This window comes from Streptomyces kaniharaensis, from assembly GCF_009569385.1.
Lineage (GTDB): Bacteria > Actinomycetota > Actinomycetes > Streptomycetales > Streptomycetaceae > Kitasatospora > Kitasatospora kaniharaensis.
In genome coordinates, this window is sequence record NZ_WBOF01000001.1 from 3,640,745 (window position 1) to 3,662,470 (window position 21,726).

The following is a 21,726-nucleotide window of genomic DNA, read 5'->3' on the forward strand; positions in this document are numbered from 1 at the left end:
TGAGGGTTCTGCGATCGTATCCGCCCACGAGATGACTGTCTGTGGCGCGGGTCGCCACCCTTCGCCGGAAACCACCGGTTCGTCCCGCTTCACCCGGACGTGGGCACCCCGGGTGACGGGTCCCGGGAGTGTATGAGGGACCATGTGGGGGTGGCAGGAGAGAGCAAGGGCTTGAGAGGCCGGCAGACCGTACGGGACATGGTCCTGTCGATGCTGGCGGTCGGTGGCGTGGTCTGGATCGGGTACCTGTTCCTCCCGCACGATGCGGACAGCGTCCCGCCGCTCAAGGTCGAGTACCGGGTCGCGGCGGCTTCGGCGAAGCGCGCCGCGCCCTACCAGCTGGTCGCCCCGGAGGGGTTGTCCGACCGGTGGCGGGCCACCTCGGTCAGCTACCAGCCGGCCGCGCAGAGCAACGGCAAGGGCAACGCCTGGCACCTGGGCTTCGTCACGCCGTCCGGCCAGTACGCGGCGGTCGAGCAGAGCGACGTACCGCGCGAGGCGCTGCTGTCCGACAAGGTCGCGGGCGGCAAGGCGGACGGCACCGCGGACGTGGCCGGCCGGACCTGGGACCGCGTGCAGGGCGACAAGGCCCGCGCGCTGGCCGTGCAGAACGGCACCGGGACCACTCTGCTCACCGGCACCGCCTCCTACGAGGAACTGGCCGAGCTGGCGCAGGCGCTCAAGTAGCGCCGGCAGCCCACACGCATGCGGAAGGGGCCCGCACCGGACGAACCGGTGCGGGCCCCTTCGCGCGCGAAACGCGACAGGCCGGAGAGAGTCGGACCGGATCGCGTCAGACCGTGGTGACGACCTGGTCGTACTCCAGGCGCGGCGAGCGCGGGAACCAGGCGTCCTCGCCCGGCTTGCCGATGTTGACCACGGCCAGCACCGAGTGCTCGCCGTCGCCGAAGAACTCCTTGTCGATGCCCTCGGCGTCGAAACCGGTCATCGGGCCGGCGGCCAGGCCGGCGGCGCGCACGCCGACGATGAAGTAGGCGGCCTGCAGGGCGCCGTTCAGGGCGGCGGACCGCTCGCGGACGGGGCGCTCCGAGAAGAACACGTCCTTGGCCTGCGGGAAGTGCGGGAACTGGGTCGGCAGCTCCTCGTGGAACTCGTTGTCCACGGCCAGGATGGCGACCAGCGGGGCGGCGGCGGTCTTGGCCTTGTTGCCGTCGGCCAGGTGTCGCACGAGGCGCTCGCGGCCCTCGGCGGAGCGCACCAGGACGACGCGCAGCGGCTGCTGGTTGAACGCGGTCGGGCCGTACTTGACCAGGTCGTAGATCGCCTTGACCTGCTCCTCGGTGACCGGCTCGTCGGTGAAGGTGTTCGCGGTGCGGGCCTCGCGGAACAGCAGGTCCTGAGCGGCGGCGTCGAGTACCAGGGCGTCGGTGGTCATGTCAGTGCACCTCATGCGGGATGGATTCGTCGGTGTGACCGGCCGCGGCCGATCACCAGGTCCCAACATGGGTGAACTTTCAACGATTCCCGGCTCCGCTGTGACCTGCGTCACTCGCCGCCGGGCGTCTCGCCCTCCTCGGCGGCCAGCGCGGCGTCCAGCCGGGCCCGGGCGCCGTCCAGCCAGCGCTGGCAGACCTTCGCCAGCTGCTCGCCGCGCTCCCAGAGCGCCAGCGACTCCTCCAGCGACGTGCCGCCGTTCTCCAGCTGCCGGACCACCTCCAGCAACGCGTCCCGGGCGTGCTCGTAGCCCAGCGCGTCGTCCGGGGTCTGCGGCACCGCGTGCCGGTCCTGCTCCTGCTGCTCTGCCATGCGTGCCAGCGTAGGGGCTGGCACCGACACCCGGCAGCGGCCCGGGCCGTCGTGCGGCCGTCAGCCCTCGTCCACCGTGACGCCGAACGAACCGCCCGCCACCCGGGCGTGCAGCCCCTCCCCGGCCGCGACCTGCGCCGGGTCCGTCACCACCGTGCCGTCGGCCCGCTGGAGCACCGCGTAGCCGCGGTCCAGGGTGGCCGCGGGCGAGAGCGCGACCACCCGGGCCAGGGTGTGCCCGAGGTCGCTCTGCGCGTGGTCCAGCCGGTGGCGCAGGGTGCGCCGGGCCCGGTCCAGCAGCGTGGTCACCTCCTGGCCGCGCCCGTCCAGCATCCGGTGCGGCGCGGCCAGCGCCGGGCGGCTGCGCACGCCGTCCAGCCCGTGCTGCTCGCGCTCGACCCGGCCGAGGACGTTCCGCCGGGCCCGGTCCCGCAGGTGGCGGACCTTGGCGAGCTCCTCGCCGACGTCCGGGACCACCCGTTTGGCGGCATCGGTCGGCGTGGATGCGCGCAGGTCGGCGACGAAGTCCAGCAGCGGCTGGTCCGGCTCGTGCCCGATCGCGCTGACCACCGGGGTGCGGGCGGCCGCGACCAGCCGCACCAGCCCCTCGTCCGAGAACGGCAGCAGGTCCTCGACGCTGCCGCCGCCCCGGGCCACGATGATCACGTCCACCTCGGGGTGCTCGTCCAGCTCCCGGACGGCCGCGCTCACCCGCTCCACCGCGCTGACGCCCTGCACCGGCACGTTCCGCACCTCGAAGCGGACCGCCGGCCAGCGCCGCCGGGCGTTCTCCAGGACGTCCCGCTCGGCCGCCGAGCCGCGCCCGGTGACCAGCCCGACGCACTGCGGCAGGAACGGCAGCGGCGTCTTCCGCTCCGCCGCGAACAGGCCCTCCCCGGCGAGCCGCCGCTTCAGCTGCTCCAACCGGGCCAGCAGCTCGCCCAGCCCGACCGGCCGGATCTCCGAGGCCCGCATCGACAGCTGCCCGCGCGCCGCGTACCACTCCGGCTTGGCGTGCACGACGACCCGCGCGCCCTCCTGCACGACCTCCGCGACCTGGTCGAACACCGAGCGGAAGCAGGTCACCGTCAGCGAGACGTCCGCCTGCGGGTCGCGCAGGGTCAGGAACACCACGCCCGCCCCGGGCCGGCGGCTGAGCTGGGTGATCTGGCCCTCCATCCACACCGAGCCGAGCCGGTCGATCCAGCCGCCGATCAGCGCGGAGACCTTGCCGACCGGGAGCGGGGCTTCAGGGGAGCTGGTGTTGGCCATGCGTACGAGGTTATCGGCGCACGCCGACAGTCCCGCCGCCCGAACCGGCGGTCGGTCCAACGCCCGGCAGCAGCCGCGTACCGGCCGGTCACCCCCGCCCCGGGCGGCGCGGCTCCGTGCCGCCCGTACGATGGAGCCATGTCCAACACCGCGCAGCGCCGTGTCCTGCTCGCCGCCCCCCGGGGCTACTGCGCGGGTGTCGACCGCGCCGTGATCGCCGTGGAGAAGGCCCTGGAGCAGTACGGGGCCCCCATCTACGTCCGCAAGCAGATCGTCCACAACAAGTACGTGGTGCAGACCCTGGAGAAGAAGGGCGCGATCTTCGTCGACGAGACGGAGGAGGTGCCCGAGGGCTCGATCGTCGTCTTCTCCGCGCACGGCGTCGCGCCGTCCGTCCACGACGAGGCCAAGGCCGGCAAGCTCGCCACCGTCGACGCCACCTGCCCGCTGGTCACCAAGGTGCACAAGGAGGCCGTCCGCTTCGCCGACGAGGGCTTCGACATCCTGCTGGTGGGCCACGAGGGCCACGAGGAGGTCATCGGCACCATGGGCGAGGCCCCGGACCGGATCCACCTGGTGGACGGCGCCGAGGACGTGGCGAACGTGCAGGTCCGGGACGAGTCCAAGGTCGTCTGGCTGTCCCAGACCACCCTGTCGGTGGACGAGACCATGGCCACCGTCGGCGAGCTGAAGAAGCGCTTCCCGCTGCTGGTCAGCCCGCCCAGCGACGACATCTGCTACGCGACCCAGAACCGCCAGGTCGCCGTCAAGCAGCTGGCCCCCGAGACCGACCTGCTGATCGTGGTCGGCTCCAAGAACTCCTCCAACTCGGTCCGCCTGGTCGAGGTCGGCCTGGAGTACGGCGCCAAGGCCGCCCACCTGGTGGACTTCGCCGAGGAGATCCAGGACGCCTGGTTGGAGGGCGTCACCACGGTCGGCCTGACCAGCGGCGCCTCGGTGCCGGAGATCCTGGTCGACGGCGTGCTGGAGTGGCTGGCCGCGCGCGGCTACGAGACGGTCGAGACCGTCAAGACCGCCGAGGAGCACCTGACCTTCTCGCTGCCCAAGGAGCTGCGCCGCGACCTTCGCGCCGAGGCCGCGGGCAAGCTGTAACGCCTTCTGCGCTGATCCCCGGAGAGCCCGGTGCCCCTCGTGGGCGCCGGGTTCTCTGCTGTGCGGGCCCGTGCCGGCTCTCGTAGTTTTGTACACAGGCTGTGGACGAGCGGTCCGCGGCCCCCGGCGGAGGGTGGTCGTGATGACGGCGGTATTCGGCGTGGACATCGGCGGTTCGGGCATCAAGGGCGCCCCGGTCGACCTGGGCCGGGGCGCGCTCGCCCAGGAGCGCTACAAGGTGCTCACCCCGCGGCCGTCCGCCCCCGAGGCCGTGGTCGCCACCGTCCGGGAGGTGGTCCGCCACTTCGGCCACGAGGGTCCGGTCGGGCTGACCTTCCCCGGGGTGGTGGTCCGCGGCCGGACCAGGACCGCGGCCAACGTGGACAAGGGCTGGGTCGGGCTGGACGCCGAAGGCCTGTTCCGCGAGGCGCTGGACCTGCCCGCGACCGTCCTCAACGACGCCGACGCCGCCGGCCTCGCCGAGACCGCGTACGGCGCCGGCCGTGATCAGCCCGGCGTGGTGCTGGTGCTGACTTTCGGCACCGGCATCGGCAGCGCGCTCTTCGTGGACGGCACGCTGGTGCCCAACACCGAGCTGGGCCACCTGGAGCTGCGCGGCAAGGATGCCGAGCGCCGCGCCTCCTCGGCCGCCAGGGAGCGGCACAACCTGAGCTGGGAGCAGTGGGCCCGGCGGGTCGACGAGTACCTGGACCTGGTGGAGATGCTCATCTCGCCGCAGCTGATCGTGATCGGCGGCGGGGTGAGCCGCAAGCACGAGAGGTTCCTGCCGCTGCTGCGCGAGCGCGAGGCCCGGGTCGTCCCCGCGGAGCTGCGCAACGACGCTGGCATCGTCGGCGCCGCCATGGCCGCGGCCCGGGCGGCGGGCTGACCGCCCGCCGTCAGCGCGAGCGGTGGATCCGGCTCTGCGCGACGAACCGGGCCAGGACGATCAGCGCCGCCAGGCCGGTGCCGCAGAACAGCCAGCCGGCCCGCAGCGCCAGCCCGGTCGCCAGCCCCACCACTTGGGCGGTGACGCCCGAGGAGCTCACCGGCGCGAGCAGCAGCAGCGCCAGGGCGAAGGCGATCGGCCCGCTGATCGGCGCCGCCAGCAGGTCGGCGTAGCGCACCCGGACGGCCAGCTGGAAGCAGACCACCAGGTAGCCGAGGCCGAACAGCCAGCCGAGGCCGCCGAACAGCAGTCGGTCCAGGCCGGCCGCCGCGAGGGTCGCCAGCACCGCGACCACGCCGGTGCCGACGGCGGTCAGCCGGGTCGGCCGCCCGGTCCGGCGCCGCCCGTACAGCCGGCTGGGGCCGCGCCCGGACAGCGGCAGGCGCAGCCGCAGCCGGGGGGTGGCCGGACGGCCGGCGGGGGGCGGGCCGGCTACGGGGCGTAGCCGGGAGGCGGGGGAGGGGGCGGGGGTTGCCCCGGCCGTCTCGGGGGCCCGCCCGGGCCCGGGGACGGAGGCCGAGGCCGCGCCGCTCGGCGGACGGCGTCGGGGCCCTGGCGTCTGGGTACGGATGCTCTGCTCCACCCACCCAACGTACGGTCCGATCATCGCCACACTGTGTAATGGACCGTTCCGGCCTCGCTCCGTGTCTCCGGACGGAGTGCCGAGGTGACCGTCGCTCAGGCGTGCGACCAGCCCGGACGATCCGGCGAACCGTGATCGTCCGATCCGGAAACCGGACGGAGTTCCCGGAGCTCCTGCCGGGGGCGACCGAGGGTCGAGGAGCTGCCCGTAGACTTGGAGGTCGGCCCGCACGGTGCCGACCCAACTCCTCCAAGCCCACGGGACTGCGCTTCATGTCGCTCACGATCGGAATCGTCGGCCTGCCGAACGTCGGCAAGTCGACCCTGTTCAACGCCCTGACCAAGAACGACGTGCTGGCGGCCAACTACCCGTTCGCCACCATCGAGCCGAACGTCGGCGTCGTCGGCGTTCCGGACGAGCGGCTGGCCAAGCTCGCCGAGATCTTCGGTTCCCAGCGCCTCCTCCCGGCCACCGTCGACTTCGTCGACATCGCCGGCATCGTGCGCGGCGCCAGCGAGGGCGAGGGTCTGGGCAACAAGTTCCTCGCCAACATCCGCGAGTCGGACGCGATCTGCCAGGTCGTGCGCGCCTTCACCGACCCCGACGTGGTGCACGTGGACGGCAAGGTGTCGCCCAAGGACGACATCGAGACCATCCACACCGAGCTGATCCTGGCCGACCTCCAGACCATCGAGAAGGTGCTCCCGCGGCTCCAGAAGGAGGCGCGCCTCAAGAAGGACACCGCCCCCGTGCTGGCCGCCGCCGAGGCCGCGCAGGCGATCCTGGAGACCGGCAAGACCCTCTTCGAGGCCGGCTTCGACACCACCCCGATCCGCGACCTCCACCTGCTGACCGCCAAGCCCTTCCTCTACGTCTTCAACGTGGACGAGGCCGAGCTGGCCGACGAGGACTTCAAGAACGCCCAGCGCGAGCTGGTCGCCCCGGCCGAGGCGATCTTCCTCAACGCCAAGATCGAGTCCGAGCTGATCGAGCTCGACGACGCCGAGGCCCTCGAACTCCTCCAGTCCATGGGCCAGGACGAGCCCGGCCTCGCCACGCTCGCCCGGGTCGGCTTCGACACCCTCGGCCTGCAGACCTACCTGACCGCCGGCCCCAAGGAAGCCCGCGCCTGGACCATCAAGAAGGGCGCCACCGCCCCCGAGGCCGCCGGTGTGATCCACACCGACTTCCAGAAGGGCTTCATCAAGGCCGAGGTCATCTCCTTCGAGGACCTGGTCGAGACCGGCTCGATCGCCGACGCCCGCGCCAAGGGCAAGGCCCGCATCGAGGGCAAGGAGTACATCATGCAGGACGGCGACGTCGTGGAGTTCCGCTTCAACGTCTGACGTCCGGCCAGGTGTCAGGAGGCCGCCCCGACCCCCATCGCGGGGGCGGGGCGGCCTCTGGCGTCTCGTCAGTGGACGGCGGGCGGGGATCAGCCGAGCAGGTGGGCGTTGACGGCCCGGGCCTCCTCGGCCAGTTCCGGCAGCTCGACCACTTCGACGCCGGCTGCCTCCAGCAGGGCGGTGCCCTGGCAGTCGGTGACGAACAGGTCGGGCTCCCGCCAGGCCACCACCACCCGCGGCACGCCCGCCGCGATGATCAGCCGGGCGCACGGCATCGGGCGGGAGGCGCGCTGCCCGCACGGCTCCAGCGAGCTGTAGACGGTGGCGCCGCGCAGCCGCGGGTCGCCGGGCGGGAGCTTGCCGAGCGCCGCCTCCTCGGCGTGGTTGTGTGCGTCCACCTCGCGGCTGTAGCCCTCCGCCAGCACCTTGCCGTCCGCGCCGACGATCACCGCGCCCACCGAGAAGGCCGTCCCGGAGGGCGGGCAGCGGCGGGAGAGTTCCACGGCCCGGCGCAGGTGGTCGAGGTCGGTGGTCACGGGGCGGGCTCCTTCGGGGCGTACCTGAGCAGGACGACATCGCCCACGGTACGTGCCTCCAGCAGCCGCATCCGCCGTGCCGGGCCGCCGGGGAAGGCGGCCGGGTGGACGAACCGCGGCGCCTGCGCCTGGCCGACCAGCAGCGGGGCCACGGCCAGCTGGAGCTCGTCCGCGAGGCCTTGGGCGAGGAACTGGGTGTGCACGCTGCCCCCGCCCTCGACCATCAGGCGGCGCACCCCGCGCGCGCCGAGATCGTCCAGTACGGCGCCGAGGTCCACCGTGCCGCCGAGCGCGACCACCTCGGCCAGCCCGTCCAGTGCCGGACGCAGGACGGCCGCGCCGGCGTCCGTGGTGTAGGCGAGCTTGGCGCCGCCGGTGTGCCAGAACCGCAGCGCGGGGTCGAGCGCGCCGCTCGCGCTGAGCGTCACCTTCAGCGGGTACGCGGGGCGGCCGGCCGCGAGCCGGGCGGCACGCCGGGCGGGGTCGTTGACCAGCAGGCGCGGGTTGTCGGTGCGCAGGGTGTTGCCGCCGACCAGGATCGCGTCGGCGGCGGCGCGCTCCTCGTCGACCCGGTCGAAGTCGGCCTCGTTGGAGAGCAGCAGGCGCTCGGGGGAGGCGTCGTCGAGATGGCCGTCGAGCGACATGGCGGCGCTCAGCAGGACGAAGGGGCGCGAGCCAGGCATCGTGGGACCGTTCTGTCGGGGGCGCCTCCACGGTACGGCGGGCGGAGTGGGAGGCATGGCCAGGCGGTCGGAATGTGAGACGAACCTTCTCGTGATATGGGACGTGCAGTAGCGTCAGATGTGCTGCGGGTAGCCGCGGAAGCCGACCACACCTCAGGGGGTTCCATGACCGGACAGCGGCCTGCCGCCGTCTACACACACGGCCACCAGGAGGCCGTGCTGCGCTCGCACCGCTCCCGCGGCGTCGCCGACTCGGCCGCCTACCTGGTGCCCGAACTGCGGTCCGGGCAGGCCCTGTTGGACGTCGGCTGCGGGCCGGGCACGATCACCGCCGACCTGGCCGAACTGGTCGGCCCGGGCGGGCGCGTGGTGGCCGTGGACACCTCCGGGGAGGTGCTGGAGCAGGCGGCCGCGTACGTCGCCGGGCGGGGCCTGTCCAACGTCGTCTTCGAGGTCGCCGACGTCCACCAACTGCGGTATCGCGACGGTGAGTTCGACGTGGTGCACGCCCACCAGCTGCTGCAGCACGTGGCCGACCCGGTGGCCGCCCTGCGCGAGATGCGCCGGGTCGTCGCGCCGGGCGGCGTGGTCGCGGCCCGGGACGTCGACTACGCGACCATGACCTGGTACCCCGAGGCGCCCGCGCTGGAGAGCTGGCTGCTGCTGTACCGGCGCACCGCCCGGGCCAACGGCGGCGAGCCGGACGCCGGGCGGCGGCTGCTGTCCTGGGCCCGCGCGGCCGGGTTCGCCGAGGTCACCGCCACCGCCACCACCTGGACGTACGCGACGCCCGAGCGCCGCGCCTTCTGGGCCGGCATGTGGGCCGACCGGACGGTGGACTCCGCGTTCGCCCGCACCGCGGAGGAGAGGGGCTTCGCCGACCGGGCGGAGCTGGAGCGGATCGCGGCCGCCTGGCGGGAGTGGAGCACCGCCGAGGACGGGTGGTTCTCGATGCTGCACGGCGAGATCCTGGCCCGCGGCTGACCGGCGGGGCGGCCGGGGATACGGGCGGGCGGGCGTTCGAAAAGATCGGGTAAAGTCGCGCGACCGTTCATGTCGGGCCCGTTCGGGTTCGAGCCATGGTGTCGAACGCCGAGCTGATGCCCGTACCGGCGGGCCGGGGAGTCCACGTGTCCAAGCCCGATTCCGACGCGCCCGTCGCGGTGCCGGACGCCGCCGCCGCGCCCACGGTCGACCTCAGGAAGCCGGACGCCCCGACGTCGAAGTCAGCCGAGCCCGCGGACACCCCGGCGCCCGCGGACACCCCGGCGCCCGCGGAGACCCCGGCGCCCGCCGACCCCTGGGCCGCTCCCGGCCCCGCCGCCCCGCCCACCGGCCGGATACCGATGCCGATGTCGGCGCCCCACCCGCCGCTCCCGCCCGCGAACGGCGCGCCCGCCGGCGGCTGGGCGTCGGTGGTGCCCGGCGCGTACTCCGGCTTCCAGCCCGGCTACGCCTACCCCCCGGCCTCCGAGCAGACCAACGGCTTCGCCGTCGGAGCCCTGGTGACCGGGTTGGTCTGCGTCTGGCCGGTCGCCCTCGTCCTCTCGATCATCGCGCTGGTCCAGATCGGCAAGCGCGGGGAGCGCGGCCGCGGCATGGCCGTGACCGGCCTGGTGTTCGGCGTGATCGGCCTGCTGCTCACCGGCCTCGGCGTCCTCGGCGGGATCGTGGCCGCCGGCCGGAGCGACCGCGCCGACCACCTCCCGGCTCCCAAGGCCCCGGCCGGCTCCGTGCGCTGGTCCGCGCTCAAGGCCGGGGACTGCTACAGCACCCCGGAGGACGGCAGCCGGACCGACCCGGACGGCGGCGACGAGACCGTGTACTGGGTGCGCAAGGTGCCCTGCTCCGCCCCGCACCACGGCGAGGTGGCCGGCACCGTGAGGATCCCGGCGAGCGACGGCCCGTCCTACCCGGGCGAGGCGAAGATCCGCGAGCGCGCCGGCGAACTGTGCGGCCCGGTGCTCGACGAGTACGCCCTCGACCAGTGGGCGATCCCGGACGGCATGGACGACGTCTACCTCTACCCGACCCGCGGTAACTGGAGGTCCGGCGAACGGTCCGTCACCTGCGCCTTCGAGGACCGCGACGCCGAGCACACCGGGACCGTCCGCACCGACCGCGGCAGCCTGAACTCCGCGCAGCTGACCTACCTCGAGGCCGTCAAGGGCTTCAACTCCGCCTACGCGAAGCGGCCCAAGGGCGAGGTCGACGCCGCCAACTCCGAGTACGCGGCCTGGGCCCGGCAGATGGCCGCCGCCTCCCGGGCCGAGGCCGAGCAGCTGTCGAAGACCTCGACGGTCTGGCCGGACGGCGCCAAGCCGAAGGTCACCGAACTGGCCGCGGCCCAGCGGGCGGCCGCCGACGCCTGGGACGCCGCCGCGAAGACGACCGACGCCACCGCGCTGGCGGGGGCGATCCGGCGGGCCCAGCAGCTGACGGCCAAGACCCTCCCGCTGAGCGTGGAGATCCGCCGTGAGCTCGGCCTCTCCACCGGCGAGCAGGCGCCCGACCTCCGGGTCTGATCGCATCGTCTTACCGGGAGTTAACCGCGCCCGTACCTGCCGGTAGCGAGCGGGCCGTAACGTTCGAGGGGCGTATCCCCGGCCCGACCCCCACGCCGGCCGGGGATACGCTCCGGCCATGGACACCTTCCGGGTGATGCGGCAGGACGACAACGGCAACCGCTTCGTCGTGGCCGGGGGACTCTCCCGGCCCGAGGCCGAGCGGCTGGCCGCCGAGTTCGAGGCCCGCGGGCACAAACAGCTGTACTGGGTCGAGGCCGAGGACGCATAGGGTCGGGCCCATGGACGTTCAGGACGAGACCGCCACCCGGATCGTGGTCGGCGGCGCGCTGATCCACCGGGGCCGGCTGCTGGCCGCCCGGCGCAGTGCGCCCGCCGCGGTGGCCGGGCGCTGGGAGCTCCCGGGCGGGAAGGCCGAGCCCGGCGAGACCGAGGCCCAGGCGCTGGAGCGGGAGCTGCTGGAGGAGCTGGGCGTACGGGCCCGGGCACTGGAGCGGCTGCCCGGCGCCTGGACCGTCCGGCCCGGCCTGGAGCTGCACTTCTGGGCCGCCGAGCTGCTCGCCGGTGACCCGCGCCCGCTGGAGGACCACGACGAACTGCGCTGGCTCGGCCCGGCCGAGCTGGACAGCGTCGACTGGATCGACCACGACCGGGACGTCCTGCCGCACATCGCCCGCCTCCTGGAATCCTGACTCCCGCCCTGAGTCCAGTCCTGAGCCCCGCGGCGCCCGACGCGCAGGGCGCCGGGCAGGTCGATCGGACGGGACGGCCCGGCAGCCGGGATAGCCTGGTTGCTGCTGGGTATGTCACTTTTCGGCACAATTCGTCACCATCGGTGAGCCGCCCCAGCAGGCCGCCGATCCCGACCAGAGCCGGAGGCCCCGTCGGTGTCGAACAGCGGGAACGGCGGCGGGGGAGCACGGCGGGCAGGCACTGCGGGGAGCGCCGCCGCCCGCGCCCGGCTGCGCCGCGGCGCCCGCCCGGCCGCCCCGCCGCCGCCGGCCGGCCGCCGCCGCCGGAGCGGCACCACCGGCACCTCCGCCCCGTCCGACCCCTCCGCCGACTCCGGCGCCCCGCAACCCGCCCGGCCGGCGCCCACCCCGGCCGTCCCGGACCCTGGCGCCCAGCCCGGCCTGCGCAGCCGCCCCGGCAGGCCGTTCCCCGGCGGACCCTCCGAGCCCCCGCGCGGCGACGGCTCCCCGCCCGAGGGCGGCCTGTTCGACCTGCTCAAGGTCGCCGTCGCGATCCTGGACACCGCCGGCCGCGTGGTGCTCTGGAGCCCCGCCGCCGAGGAGCTGCTCGGCTGGCCGAACGAACTGCTGGTCGGCCGCCGGATCGACGAGCTGATCCCGGACGAGAAACAGGTCGCCCGGATCCGGGCCGCGATCCAGGACACCCTGCGGCACGGCCGCTGGGCCGGGTTCGCCGAACTGCGCGACCGGGACGGCGCCCCGGTCGCCGTGGACGCCCGGATCTCCCTGCTGGTGGACGGCGACGGCACGCCGTTCCTCCAGGTCAGCCTCGCCGAGACGGCCGCCGTCCGGGCCGTCGAGCGCGACCTCGCCGTCCGTGACGCGCTGTTCGAACAGTCCCCGCTCGGCATCGCCATCCTCGACACCGACCTGCGCTACACCGCCGTCAACCGGACCCTCGCCGAGATGAACGGCGTCGCGCTGGAGGACCACGTCGGCCGGACCACCGGCGAGACCCTGCCCGAGCGGGCCGCCGACGAGATCACCGCCATCCAGCGCCAGGTGCTGGCCACCGGCGAGCCCGTCATCGACGTCACCCTGGCCTCCCCGGTCACCGCCCGCTCCGGCTACCGCTCGATCTCCTACAGCCGGATGACCGACCGCTCCGGCCGGGTGCTCGGCATCTCCGGCACCGTGATGGACGTCACCGAGCGCTACCGAGCCGTGTCCAAGGTCGAGCACGCCCGGCGCCGGCTCTCCCTGCTCAACGAGTTCGGCTCCCGGGTCGGCGACCTGCTCGACGCCTCCCGGATCGCCCAGGAGCTCGCCAGCTCGGTCGTCCCCCGGCTCACCGACCACTCCGCGGTGATCCTGCTCCAGGCCGTCGCGCACGGTGACGACCTGCCCCGGCACGGCCACGACCGGCGCACCTCGCTGCTCCAGCTCGGCACCGCCTCCGTCCAGGACGGCCCCGAGGTCGAGGTGATGCTGCGCCGCGGCGCCCGGATCACCTTCGCCGAGGACTCCGCCTGCGGCCGGGTGCTGCGCACCGGCGTCCCCGAGCTGCTCTCCGGCGCCGACCAGCTCGGCGACGTCACGTACCCCGGCGACCCGAAGCTGCAGGCCGCCCACGACCTCGGCGTGCACTCCATGCTGGTCGTCCCGCTGCGCGCCCGCGGCATCGTGATCGGCCTGCTGCTGGTCAGCCGGGCCGGCTACCGGGAGGGCTTCGACCGGGACGACCTGGCCTTCACCGTCGAACTCGCCGACCGGGCCGGCAGCTCGCTCGACAACGCCCGCCTCTACGCCCGCGAGCGCACCGCCGCGCTCACCCTCCAGCGCACCCTGCTCCCGCAGCAGGTGCCGCAGCCCACCGGCGTCGAGGTCGCCTACCGGTACGTGCCCGGCAGCAGCGGCACCGAGGTCGGCGGCGACTGGTTCGACGTCATCCCGCTGCCCGGCGAGCGCACCGCCCTGGTCGTCGGCGACGTCATGGGCCACGGCCTGCGGGCCGCCGCCACCATGGGCCGGCTGCGCACCGCCGTCCGCGTGCTCGCCGCCCTCGACCTGCCGCCGGACGTGCTGCTGCGGCACGTCCACGAACTCGCCGACGACCTGGCCCAGGGGCCGGACGAGGCGCTGCTCGCCACCTGCGTCTACGCCGTGTTCGACCCCGGGACGGGGACGCTGACCGTCGCGAAGGCCGGGCACATCCCGCCGGTGCTGGTGGTGCCGGGCCAGGAGACCGAGGAACCGACCCGCACCGGCAGCCCGCTGCCCGGCGGCACCGGCCGGATCCTCGACCTGCCCTCCGGCGCCCCGCTCGGCGTCGGCGGCGTCCCGTTCGAGGCGATCGAGCTGAAGATCCCCGAGGGCAGCCTGCTCGCGCTGTGCACCGACGGTCTGGTCGAGTCCCGGGACAAGGACCTGGACGTCGGCCTCGGCCGGCTGATCACCGTGCTCCAGGAGCCGCACGCCTCCATCCAGGCCGCCTGCGAGGCCGTGCTCGACACCATGGAGCAGGGCCGCGAGCCGGACGACGTCGCGTTGCTGCTGGCCCGCCTCGGGCACGGCCAGGCCGGCACCCCGACCGCCGGCTGGACGCTGCCCGCCGAGCCCACCGCCGTCTCCCGGGCCCGCCGGCTGGTCCGCGCCACGCTCGTCGAGTGGGCCGTCGAGGAGCTGACCGACACCGCGGAGCTGCTGGTCAGCGAGCTGGTCACGAACGCCGTCCGGTACGCCAGCGCCCCCATCGGCGTCCGGCTGACGCTCGGCGAGACGCTGCTGGTCGAGATCTCCGACCCGTTGCCCGACCCGCCCCGCGAGCGGCACGCGGCCGAGGCCGACGAGGGCGGGCGGGGCCTGGAGCTGGTCCGCCGGCTCGCGCTGCGCTGGGGCGCCCGGGCCGAGGGCGTCGGCAAGGTCGTCTGGTTCGAGCAGGCGCTGCCGGGTAATGAGCCGGACGGGCCGTGATCACGGCCCCGCGCCGGTCCCCGACCGGGCGAGACGGCGAGCAGGACGCGAGTAGAACGGGGCTGCATATGCCACCTGACGTCTGGGGGGAGCGCGCGCCCCGGAAGGGGGCGCGGGCGTGGCATTGTGGTTGCGCGGGCGGTAGGACAAAAACCTTCGCCCGATCCGATGTTGTGATGTTGAGGGCGTGTGAAGGCACCCCTTGATGATGAATACTCGGTCTTCTCGACATCCGGACGGTCGCGGGTTGGAGGGGTCGGTCCGTTGAACAGCACCCCGGCGCGGAAGGCGCCGAGCAGCAGCGGTCATGCCGCTGTGCCCGGGCAGGCCGGCTCGCCGTACCTGCCCACCCCGGCGGTCGCCCCGGCCGCCGCGGCCGCGGGCCCGGGCCGCCTCGCCCACTCCGTGGCCGAGGCCCACTGGGGCGCCGGCGACCCCGGCTCGATCTACGACTACATCCGGGTCGCCACCTTCGCGATCGGCCCCGACGGGCGGATCAGCCAGTGGAGCGAGCGCGCCGCCGAGTTCTTCGGCGTCCCCGCCACCGAGGCCGTCGGCGCCGACCCGATCACCACCTTCGTCCCCCGCGAACTCTGGCAGCGCGGCCGCGCCCGGCTGGAACGCACCCTGAGCGGCGAGGAGTGGGTCGGCACCACCCCCTACCGGGACGCCACCGGCGGCGAGGGCCTCGCCGAGCTGTACATGATGCCCGACAGCGCCCTGCCCACCGCCGGCGCCACCTGCCTCGCCGTCGACCTCGGCCGACTGCGCCGCATCGAGACCGACCTCGCCGCCTCCGAGGCCGTCTTCGGCCAGACCCCGACCGGCTTCATCCTGTTCGACGACCGCCTCCGCCTCCAGCGCGTCAACGACTCCTTCGCCTCCGGCATGGGCCTCACCCCGGCCGACCTCGAAGGCCTCACCCCGCACGACCTCTTCCCGGTGTCCGAGGCCGACCGGCTCACCGCCGCCCTGCGCAAGGTCCTCGCCACCGGCGAGCCGACCTTCGACCTGCGCTTCCACGGCGTCGTCCCGACCCGCGAGGGCAACCGGCTCTGGGCCGTCTCGCTCTACCGCCTCAACGGCACCGCCGGGCAGCCGATCGGCGTCGCCGGGCAGGTCTCAGACGTCACCAGCCGGCACGTCGCCGAACGCGAGGCCGACGGCGTCCGCCGCAACCTCGCCCTGCTCAACGAGGCCAGCGCGCACATCGGCTCCACGCTCGACCTGGAGACCACCGCCAAGGAACTGCTCGACGTCGTCGTCCCGCCGTTCTGCGACCTCGCCACCGTCGACCTCTACACCGCGCTGCTCTCCGGCGAGACCGTCCCCAGCGCCGGCCGGCTCGGCGACACCGTGCTCACCGACGGCAGCGGCGAGCTGCGCCGGGTCGCGGTCTCCAGCGTCGTGGGCGGCGCCTCCTCGGTGCTCGGCTCGGTCACCGGCCTGCCGATCGCCGAGGCCGGCGGCACCCTCTGCTACCCCCGCCGCTCCCCGCACGCCCGGGCCCTGCGCACCGGCCGCAGCGTCGTCCCCGAGCCCGGGCCCGACCCGCTGCTGCGCTCCACGCTGATCGTCCCGCTGGTCGCCCGCGACCAGGTGCTCGGCCTCGTCCAGCTCTCCCGCGCCATCGGCAGCGAGCCCTTCGACGCCCGCGACGTCGCCATCGCCGAGGAACTCGTCGCCCGCGCCGCCGTCTGCATCGACAACGCGCGGCTCTACCGCCGCGAGCACGAACGCGCCCTGATCCTCCAGCGCAGCCTGCTGCCCCCGGGCAACCCGGCCGCCAGCGGCCTGGAGATCGCCTGCCGCTACCTGCCCAGCAACAACAACACCGAGGTCGGCGGCGACTGGTTCGACGTCATCCCGCTGCCCGGCAACCGCACCGCCCTCGTCATCGGCGACGTCATGGGCCGCGGCCTGCGCGCCGCCGTCGCCATGGGCCAGCTGCGCACCGCCGTCCGCACGCTCGCCATGCTCGACCTCGACCCCGCCGAGGTGCTCGGCGCCCTCGACGAGATCGCCCGCGGCCTCGGCGACGACTCCGTGCCCGCCGGCCCGCCCACCCCGTACGGCCGCCTCACCTCCACGGCCGACGAGGAGGCCCGGGAGGTCTACCTCGCCACCTGCGTCTACGCGGTCTTCGACGCCGTCACCCGGCGCTGCGTGTTCGCCAACGCCGGCCACCTGCCGCCCGTCCTGCTCGGCCCCGGCGAACCCGCCCGGATGCTCGACGTTCCGCCCGGCCTGCCGCTCGGCGTCGGCGGCGAACCCTTCGAGGAGGTCGAGCTGACCCTCCCCGACGGCGCCGTCCTCGGCCTCTACACCGACGGCCTGGTGGAGAGCCGCAAGCACCAGCTGGACGAGGGCCTGCGCGCCTTCCGCACCGCCCTCTCCGTCGAGGGCAAGGGCCTCGAGGACCTCTGCGACCACGTCCTCGGCGAGCTCAACCCGCACCACGGGGAGGACGACATCGCGCTCCTGATGGCCAAGGTGCACGCCTTCCCCGAGGACGCCGTCGGCAACTGGTTCCTGCCGCCGGAGCCCACCTCCGTCGCCAAGGCCCGCGAACTCGCCTGCAGCTGGCTGCTCTCCCGCGGCCTGGAGGAGCTGGTCGACACCACCGAGCTGCTGGTCAGCGAGCTGGTCACCAACGCGCTCAAGCACGGGCGGGGCGAGATCCGGCTGCGGCTGCTGCGCGATCGCAGCATGGTCTGCGAGGTCTGGGACGACGGCTACGCCCAGCCCCGGCAGCGGCGCGCCCAGGAGACCGACGAGGGCGGGCGCGGCCTGCAGCTCGTCAGCCTGCTGGCGGAGCGCTGGGGCAGCCGGCGGACGCCCAAGGGCAAGATCGTCTGGTTCGAGCTGGCGCTGTAGGGCCGGGCGGCTCTGTCGGACCGGCGGGCCGATCGGCTGTCCGGGTGGAGCCGCCCGGCAGCCCGCCGTGTCGGGCCGGGGCGCGCCGAGCCGGCGGCGTTCCATGGCCGCCATGCGCGTCCGCCAGCTCACCGCCGCAGCCGCCGCGCTGCTGCTCGCCGCCACGCTGGGCGGCTGCTCCGACGGCCCGGCCCCCGCCCCGACCCCCGCCCCCGAGCCCGTCCCGGCCTCGGCCGACCCCACCGCCGCCACCGGCGACGTCCGGCCCGCCGACCGCACCGCCGTCCGGGACGGCGGCACGCTGCGCTGGGCGGTGGACCGCGTCCCCGCCACGCTCAACGTCTACCAGCCCGCCGCGACCGCCGACTCGGCGCTGCTCGCGCACGCCCTCTACCCCTCGCTGTTCCGGCCCGACGAGCACGGGCAGCTCGTCCCCGACCCGGACTACCTGACCGGCGCCGAGTCGACCCCGCCCGGGCAGCAGCCCCAGGTCGTCACCTACCGGCTCAACCCGCACGCCGTCTGGAGCGACGGCACCCCGCTCTCCGCCGCCGATTTCATCGCCCAGCGTGCCGCCCTCTCCGGCCTCGACCCCGCCTACGGGGGCGGCCACCCGGCCGGGTACGACGCCATCGACGCGATCACCCAGGGCGCCGACCCGCAGGAGGTCCGGGTCACCTTCCGGCGGCCGTACGCCGAGTGGCCGTCCCTGTTCGGGCCGCTCTACCCTGCCGCCGAGACCGCCACGGCCGCCGCCTTCACCCGGGCGCTGTCGGGCGGGGCGCACCTGACCGCCGGGCCGTACACGGTGTCCCGCTACGACGCCGAGGGCGGGCGGGTGACCGTCGTCCGCAACCCGCTCTGGTGGGGCGACGCGCCCAAGGCCGACCGGATTGACTTCCTCGCCGAACCGCCCGAGCGGCGACTCGACGCCCTCGACCAGGACCGGATCGACATCGCCCCGCTCACCGCGGCGGTGGACCGGGCCGTACCGGCTCCGCCCTCCGGCAGCCCCGCGGCGGCGGCCGCACCGCCCGCCGCCGCGCCCGAGGCGGCGGCGCTCGCCCTGCGGCGCGCCGAGTCGCTGCCCGGCGTCACCGTGCACCGGGCCGCCGCGCCCTCGCTGACCCAGCTCACGCTGAACGCCGCCCGCAGCCCGCTCACCGATCCGGCGCTGCGGCTCGCCCTCGGCCGCGCCGTCGACCGCCGGCGGATCGCCGACGCCGCCCTCACCCCGCTCGGCCTCGCCGCGGCCCCGCTCGGCAGCCACCTGCTCGCGGGCGACCAGGACGGCTACCGGGACAACAGCACGGCGGGCGGCCCCGCCGACGCGGCCCGGCTGCTGGACGACGCCGGGTGGAAGCGGCCCGCCGGGGGCGGCACCCGGGTCAAGGACGGGAAGCAGCTCGCCCTCACGCTGCTGATCCCGGCCGGCTCCGCGACCGCGAAGCGCACCGCCGACGCCCTCACCGCCGACCTCGCCGAGCACGGCATCGCGGTGAAGACGGTGACCGCGCCGGCCGAGACCTTCGTCAAGGACCACCTCGCCGTCGGGGACTACGACCTCGCCCTCTTCTCCTGGCCCGCCGGCCCGAGCCCGGCGAGCCAGCAGCGTCCCGTCTACGCCAAGCCGCGGCCCGACCCCACCGGCGCCCTCGACCCCGGCACCAACTACGCCCGCAGCGGCACCGAGGAGATCGACCGCCTCTTCGACCGCGCAGCCGCCGAACTCGACCCGGCCGCCCGCCTCGACCTGCTCCAGGAGGCCGACATCCGGATCTGGCAGCTCGGCCACTCGGTGCCGCTCTACCAGCGCCCGGAGCTGGTCGGCGTCCGGTCGGGCGTGGCGGGCGCGGGCGTCTGGGGCTTCGGCTGGCCGCGCTTCCAGGACGTGGGGTGGGCGCGGAGTTCCTGACCCACCTGTGATCTTGATCCCGCCCCACCTGCTCGTTTCGGCCCACCTGGGCGGTTCCCCGTACGATAGGAGGAAGCCGAGGCATGTCCGTTGCCCGGCGGGTGGACCGGTAGTAGCAGGCGGAACGGGCGGCGGCGATCAACAGGGATCGCTGGTCGGCGTCTCGCGGCCGGGCGCCGTAACCCACGATTCCGGGAGAATCCGCTAGGCATGCCCACGCGCAACGACATCCGTAACGTCGCCATCGTCGCCCACGTCGACCACGGCAAGACCACCCTGGTCGACGCCATGCTGAAGCAGGCCGGCGCCTTCGCCGCCCACCAGCAGCTCGACGACCGCATGATGGACTCGAACGACCTGGAGCGCGAGAAGGGCATCACCATTCTCGCGAAGAACACCGCGGTCAAGTACCACCCCAAGGACGGCGGCGCGCCGATCACCATCAACATCATCGACACCCCGGGCCACGCCGACTTCGGTGGCGAGGTCGAGCGCGGTCTGTCGATGGTGGACGCGGTCGTGCTGCTGGTCGACGCCTCCGAGGGGCCGCTGCCGCAGACCCGCTTCGTGCTCCGCAAGGCGCTCAGCGCCCGTCTGCCCGTCATCCTCTGCATCAACAAGACCGACCGTCCGGACTCCCGGATCGACGAGGTCATCAACGAGACCTACGACCTGTTCCTGGACCTGGACGCGGACGAGGACCAGATCGAGTTCCCGATCGTCTACGCCTGCGCCCGTGACGGCGTCGCGTCGCTGACCAAGCCGGAGAACGGCACCGTCCCGGCCGACAGCACCAACCTGGAGCCGTTCTTCTCCACCCTGCTGGAGCACGTCCCGGCCCCGACCTACGACGAGGACGCCCCGCTTCAGGCGCACGTCACCAACCTGGACGCCGACAACTTCCTCGGCCGCATCGCGCTGCTGCGCGTCGAGCAGGGCGAGCTGCGCAAGGGCCAGACCGTGGCCTGGATCAAGCGCGACGGCACGATCCAGAACGTCCGCATCTCCGAGCTGCTGATGACCGAGGCGCTCACCCGCAAGCCGGCCGAGGTGGCGGGCCCCGGTGACATCTGCGCCGTCGCCGGTATCTCGGACATCATGATCGGCGAGACCCTCGCCGACACCGAGAACCCGATCGCGCTGCCGCTGATCACGGTGGACGAGCCGGCCATCTCGATGACCATCGGCACCAACACCTCGCCGCTGGTCGGCCGGGGCGGCAGCGGCAAGGGCGCGGACGCCAAGTCCGGCGCCAAGGTGGACCGCAAGGTCACCGCCCGCCAGGTGAAGGACCGCCTGGACCGCGAGCTGATCGGTAACGTCTCGCTGCGCGTGCTGGACACCGAGCGCCCGGACGCCTGGGAGGTGCAGGGCCGCGGTGAGCTGGCGCTGGCCATCCTGATCGAGACCATGCGCCGCGAGGGCTTCGAGCTGACCGTCGGCAAGCCGCAGGTGGTCACCAAGGAGGTCAACGGCAAGACCCACGAGCCGGTCGAGCGCCTCACCGTGGACGTGCCGGAGGAGCACATGGGCGCGGTCACGCAGCTCATGGGTGTCCGCAAGGGCCGGATGGACAACATGTCCAACCACGGCTCTGGCTGGGTCCGGATGGAGTTCGTCGTCCCGTCCCGCGGCCTCATCGGCTTCCGGACCGAGTTCCTCACCAACACCCGCGGTACCGGTATCGCGCACTCGATCCACGAGGGCCACGAGCCGTGGTTCGGCACCCTGACCACCCGCAACAACGGCTCACTGGTCGCCGACCGGGCCGGTGTGGTCACCGCCTTCGCGATGACCAACCTGCAGGAGCGCGGCGTGCTGTTCTGCGAGCCGGGCACCGAGGTGTACGAGGGCATGATCGTCGGTGAGAACTCGCGTTCCGACGACATGGACGTGAACATCACCAAGGAGAAGAAGCTCACCAACATGCGGTCCTCGACCGCCGACGTGGCCGAGTCGATCGTCCCGCCGCGCAAGCTCTCGCTGGAGCAGTCGCTGGAGTTCTGCCGCGAGGACGAGTGCATCGAGGTGACTCCGGAGACGGTTCGCATCCGTAAGGTCGTCCTGGACCAGAAGGACCGCGGCCGCACCGCCTCGCGCGCCAAGAAGGCATGATCCGGTCGGTTTGAACGGCCTTTGGCCGAAAGTCCGCCCCCCTTTCCGATGGAGAGGGGGGCGAACTTTTTCAACTACCGCAAGTTGTCGACGCGCGTATAAACGGAATATCGCTTATCACCGCCAGGTGTCCGCTGAGCGAACACGACAGTCCGTCATGCATGACGACTGTCCGTTTGGTACCTGTCTGACTATGTCTTATATGTCCGGTTTTCGAAACTTACCGACCGTTCATGTGACCTAATTGAGATCGGCATTGGTCACTTTCGTGTCCCTGCGTGACGGATAGTGGGACCAGTCAGGCTCGGGTCAAGGGTTAACGCGCAGGGGTGCGCGCCGAAACCACGAGCGCGGACGGCACGGCGGACCGGTATCACCAT

At 73.7% G+C, this 21,726-nt stretch carries 18 protein-coding genes; 12 read left to right on the forward strand and 6 right to left on the reverse strand.

All coding sequences use genetic code 11. The features are described from left to right. The first annotated feature begins 150 nt into the window (after nt 1-150). Nucleotides 151-687, forward strand: a complete 537-nt coding sequence (locus F7Q99_RS16500) for a DUF4245 domain-containing protein (RefSeq protein ID WP_326846741.1) — start codon at nt 151-153, stop codon at nt 685-687. 106 nt (nt 688-793) lie between these two features. On the opposite strand, the gene F7Q99_RS16505 is transcribed toward F7Q99_RS16500, so the two are convergent. From F7Q99_RS16505 to xseA, 3 genes are all read right to left on the reverse strand, one after another. Further along, nucleotides 794-1,396: a malonic semialdehyde reductase gene (locus F7Q99_RS16505; protein ID WP_153462332.1), complete on the reverse strand. Its 603-nt coding sequence runs from the start codon at nt 1,394-1,396 to the stop codon at nt 794-796. Nucleotides 1,397-1,506: 110 nt separating this feature from the next. Then, entirely contained in the window at nt 1,507-1,767 is a 261-nt protein-coding gene (locus F7Q99_RS16510) for an exodeoxyribonuclease VII small subunit (RefSeq protein WP_153462334.1), read from the reverse strand. A gap of 60 nt (nt 1,768-1,827) precedes the next feature. Then, nucleotides 1,828-3,039: an exodeoxyribonuclease VII large subunit gene (xseA, locus tag F7Q99_RS16515; protein WP_153462335.1), complete on the reverse strand. Its 1,212-nt coding sequence runs from the start codon at nt 3,037-3,039 to the stop codon at nt 1,828-1,830. 138 nt (nt 3,040-3,177) lie between these two features. Here xseA and F7Q99_RS16520 point away from each other — a divergent pair, with 138 nt between their 5' ends. Further along, entirely contained in the window at nt 3,178-4,152 is a 975-nt protein-coding gene (locus F7Q99_RS16520) for a 4-hydroxy-3-methylbut-2-enyl diphosphate reductase (protein ID WP_153462337.1), read from the forward strand. Between the two features lie 142 nt (nt 4,153-4,294). Beyond that, entirely contained in the window at nt 4,295-5,041 is a 747-nt protein-coding gene (ppgK, locus tag F7Q99_RS16525) for a polyphosphate--glucose phosphotransferase (RefSeq protein WP_153462339.1), read from the forward strand. 10 nt (nt 5,042-5,051) lie between these two features. Here ppgK and F7Q99_RS16530 read toward each other — a convergent pair whose 3' ends face one another. Further along, the gene (locus tag F7Q99_RS16530) at nt 5,052-5,684 is read right to left on the reverse strand and encodes a DUF6542 domain-containing protein (RefSeq protein ID WP_153462341.1); all 633 of its coding nucleotides are present in this window, start codon (nt 5,682-5,684) and stop codon (nt 5,052-5,054) included. A 272-nt stretch (nt 5,685-5,956) separates the two neighbouring features. On the opposite strand from F7Q99_RS16530, the gene ychF reads away from it, so the two are divergent. Beyond that, complete coding sequence (gene ychF, locus F7Q99_RS16535) at nt 5,957-7,030, forward strand: redox-regulated ATPase YchF (protein ID WP_153462343.1); 1,074 nt, start codon at nt 5,957-5,959, stop codon at nt 7,028-7,030. Between the two features lie 89 nt (nt 7,031-7,119). Here ychF and F7Q99_RS43650 read toward each other — a convergent pair whose 3' ends face one another. Both F7Q99_RS43650 and F7Q99_RS43655 read right to left on the reverse strand, forming a co-directional pair. Continuing rightward, entirely contained in the window at nt 7,120-7,566 is a 447-nt protein-coding gene (locus F7Q99_RS43650; protein ID WP_407697792.1) for a deaminase, read from the reverse strand. Next, the gene (locus F7Q99_RS43655) at nt 7,563-8,249 is read right to left on the reverse strand and encodes a RibD family protein (protein WP_153462345.1); all 687 of its coding nucleotides are present in this window, start codon (nt 8,247-8,249) and stop codon (nt 7,563-7,565) included. The genes F7Q99_RS43650 and F7Q99_RS43655 overlap by 4 nt, the downstream gene beginning before the upstream one ends. 165 nt (nt 8,250-8,414) lie before the next feature. Here F7Q99_RS43655 and F7Q99_RS16550 point away from each other — a divergent pair, with 165 nt between their 5' ends. The 8 genes from F7Q99_RS16550 (at nt 8,415) to typA (ending at nt 21,346) form a co-directional block, all read left to right on the forward strand. Further along, nucleotides 8,415-9,233 (forward strand): methyltransferase domain-containing protein, encoded by an 819-nt coding sequence (locus tag F7Q99_RS16550; RefSeq protein ID WP_153462347.1) that lies wholly within the window; start codon nt 8,415-8,417, stop codon nt 9,231-9,233. A gap of 146 nt (nt 9,234-9,379) precedes the next feature. Further along, nucleotides 9,380-10,774, forward strand: a complete 1,395-nt coding sequence (locus tag F7Q99_RS16555) for a DUF4190 domain-containing protein (protein ID WP_195911092.1) — start codon at nt 9,380-9,382, stop codon at nt 10,772-10,774. A gap of 118 nt (nt 10,775-10,892) precedes the next feature. Further along, the gene (locus tag F7Q99_RS40430) at nt 10,893-11,045 is read left to right on the forward strand and encodes a hypothetical protein (RefSeq protein ID WP_195911093.1); all 153 of its coding nucleotides are present in this window, start codon (nt 10,893-10,895) and stop codon (nt 11,043-11,045) included. 10 nt (nt 11,046-11,055) lie between these two features. Then, a complete protein-coding gene (locus F7Q99_RS16560) occupies nt 11,056-11,466 on the forward strand; it encodes an NUDIX domain-containing protein (protein ID WP_153462352.1) in 411 nt (136 codons plus the stop codon). Nucleotides 11,467-11,661: 195 nt separating this feature from the next. Beyond that, nucleotides 11,662-14,439, forward strand: coding sequence for a SpoIIE family protein phosphatase (locus F7Q99_RS16565; protein ID WP_326846742.1), 2,778 nt, complete (start codon nt 11,662-11,664; stop codon nt 14,437-14,439). A 264-nt stretch (nt 14,440-14,703) separates the two neighbouring features. Further along, complete coding sequence (locus F7Q99_RS16570) at nt 14,704-17,316, forward strand: SpoIIE family protein phosphatase (protein WP_230210240.1); 2,613 nt, start codon at nt 14,704-14,706, stop codon at nt 17,314-17,316. Nucleotides 17,317-17,428: 112 nt separating this feature from the next. Continuing rightward, nucleotides 17,429-19,231, forward strand: a complete 1,803-nt coding sequence (locus F7Q99_RS16575) for an ABC transporter family substrate-binding protein (RefSeq protein ID WP_153462354.1) — start codon at nt 17,429-17,431, stop codon at nt 19,229-19,231. A 210-nt stretch (nt 19,232-19,441) separates the two neighbouring features. Beyond that, on the forward strand, nt 19,442-21,346 hold the full coding sequence (gene typA / locus F7Q99_RS16580) for a translational GTPase TypA (protein ID WP_153462356.1): 1,905 nt from the start codon (nt 19,442-19,444) through the stop codon (nt 21,344-21,346). Nucleotides 21,347-21,726: the final 380 nt, after the last annotated feature.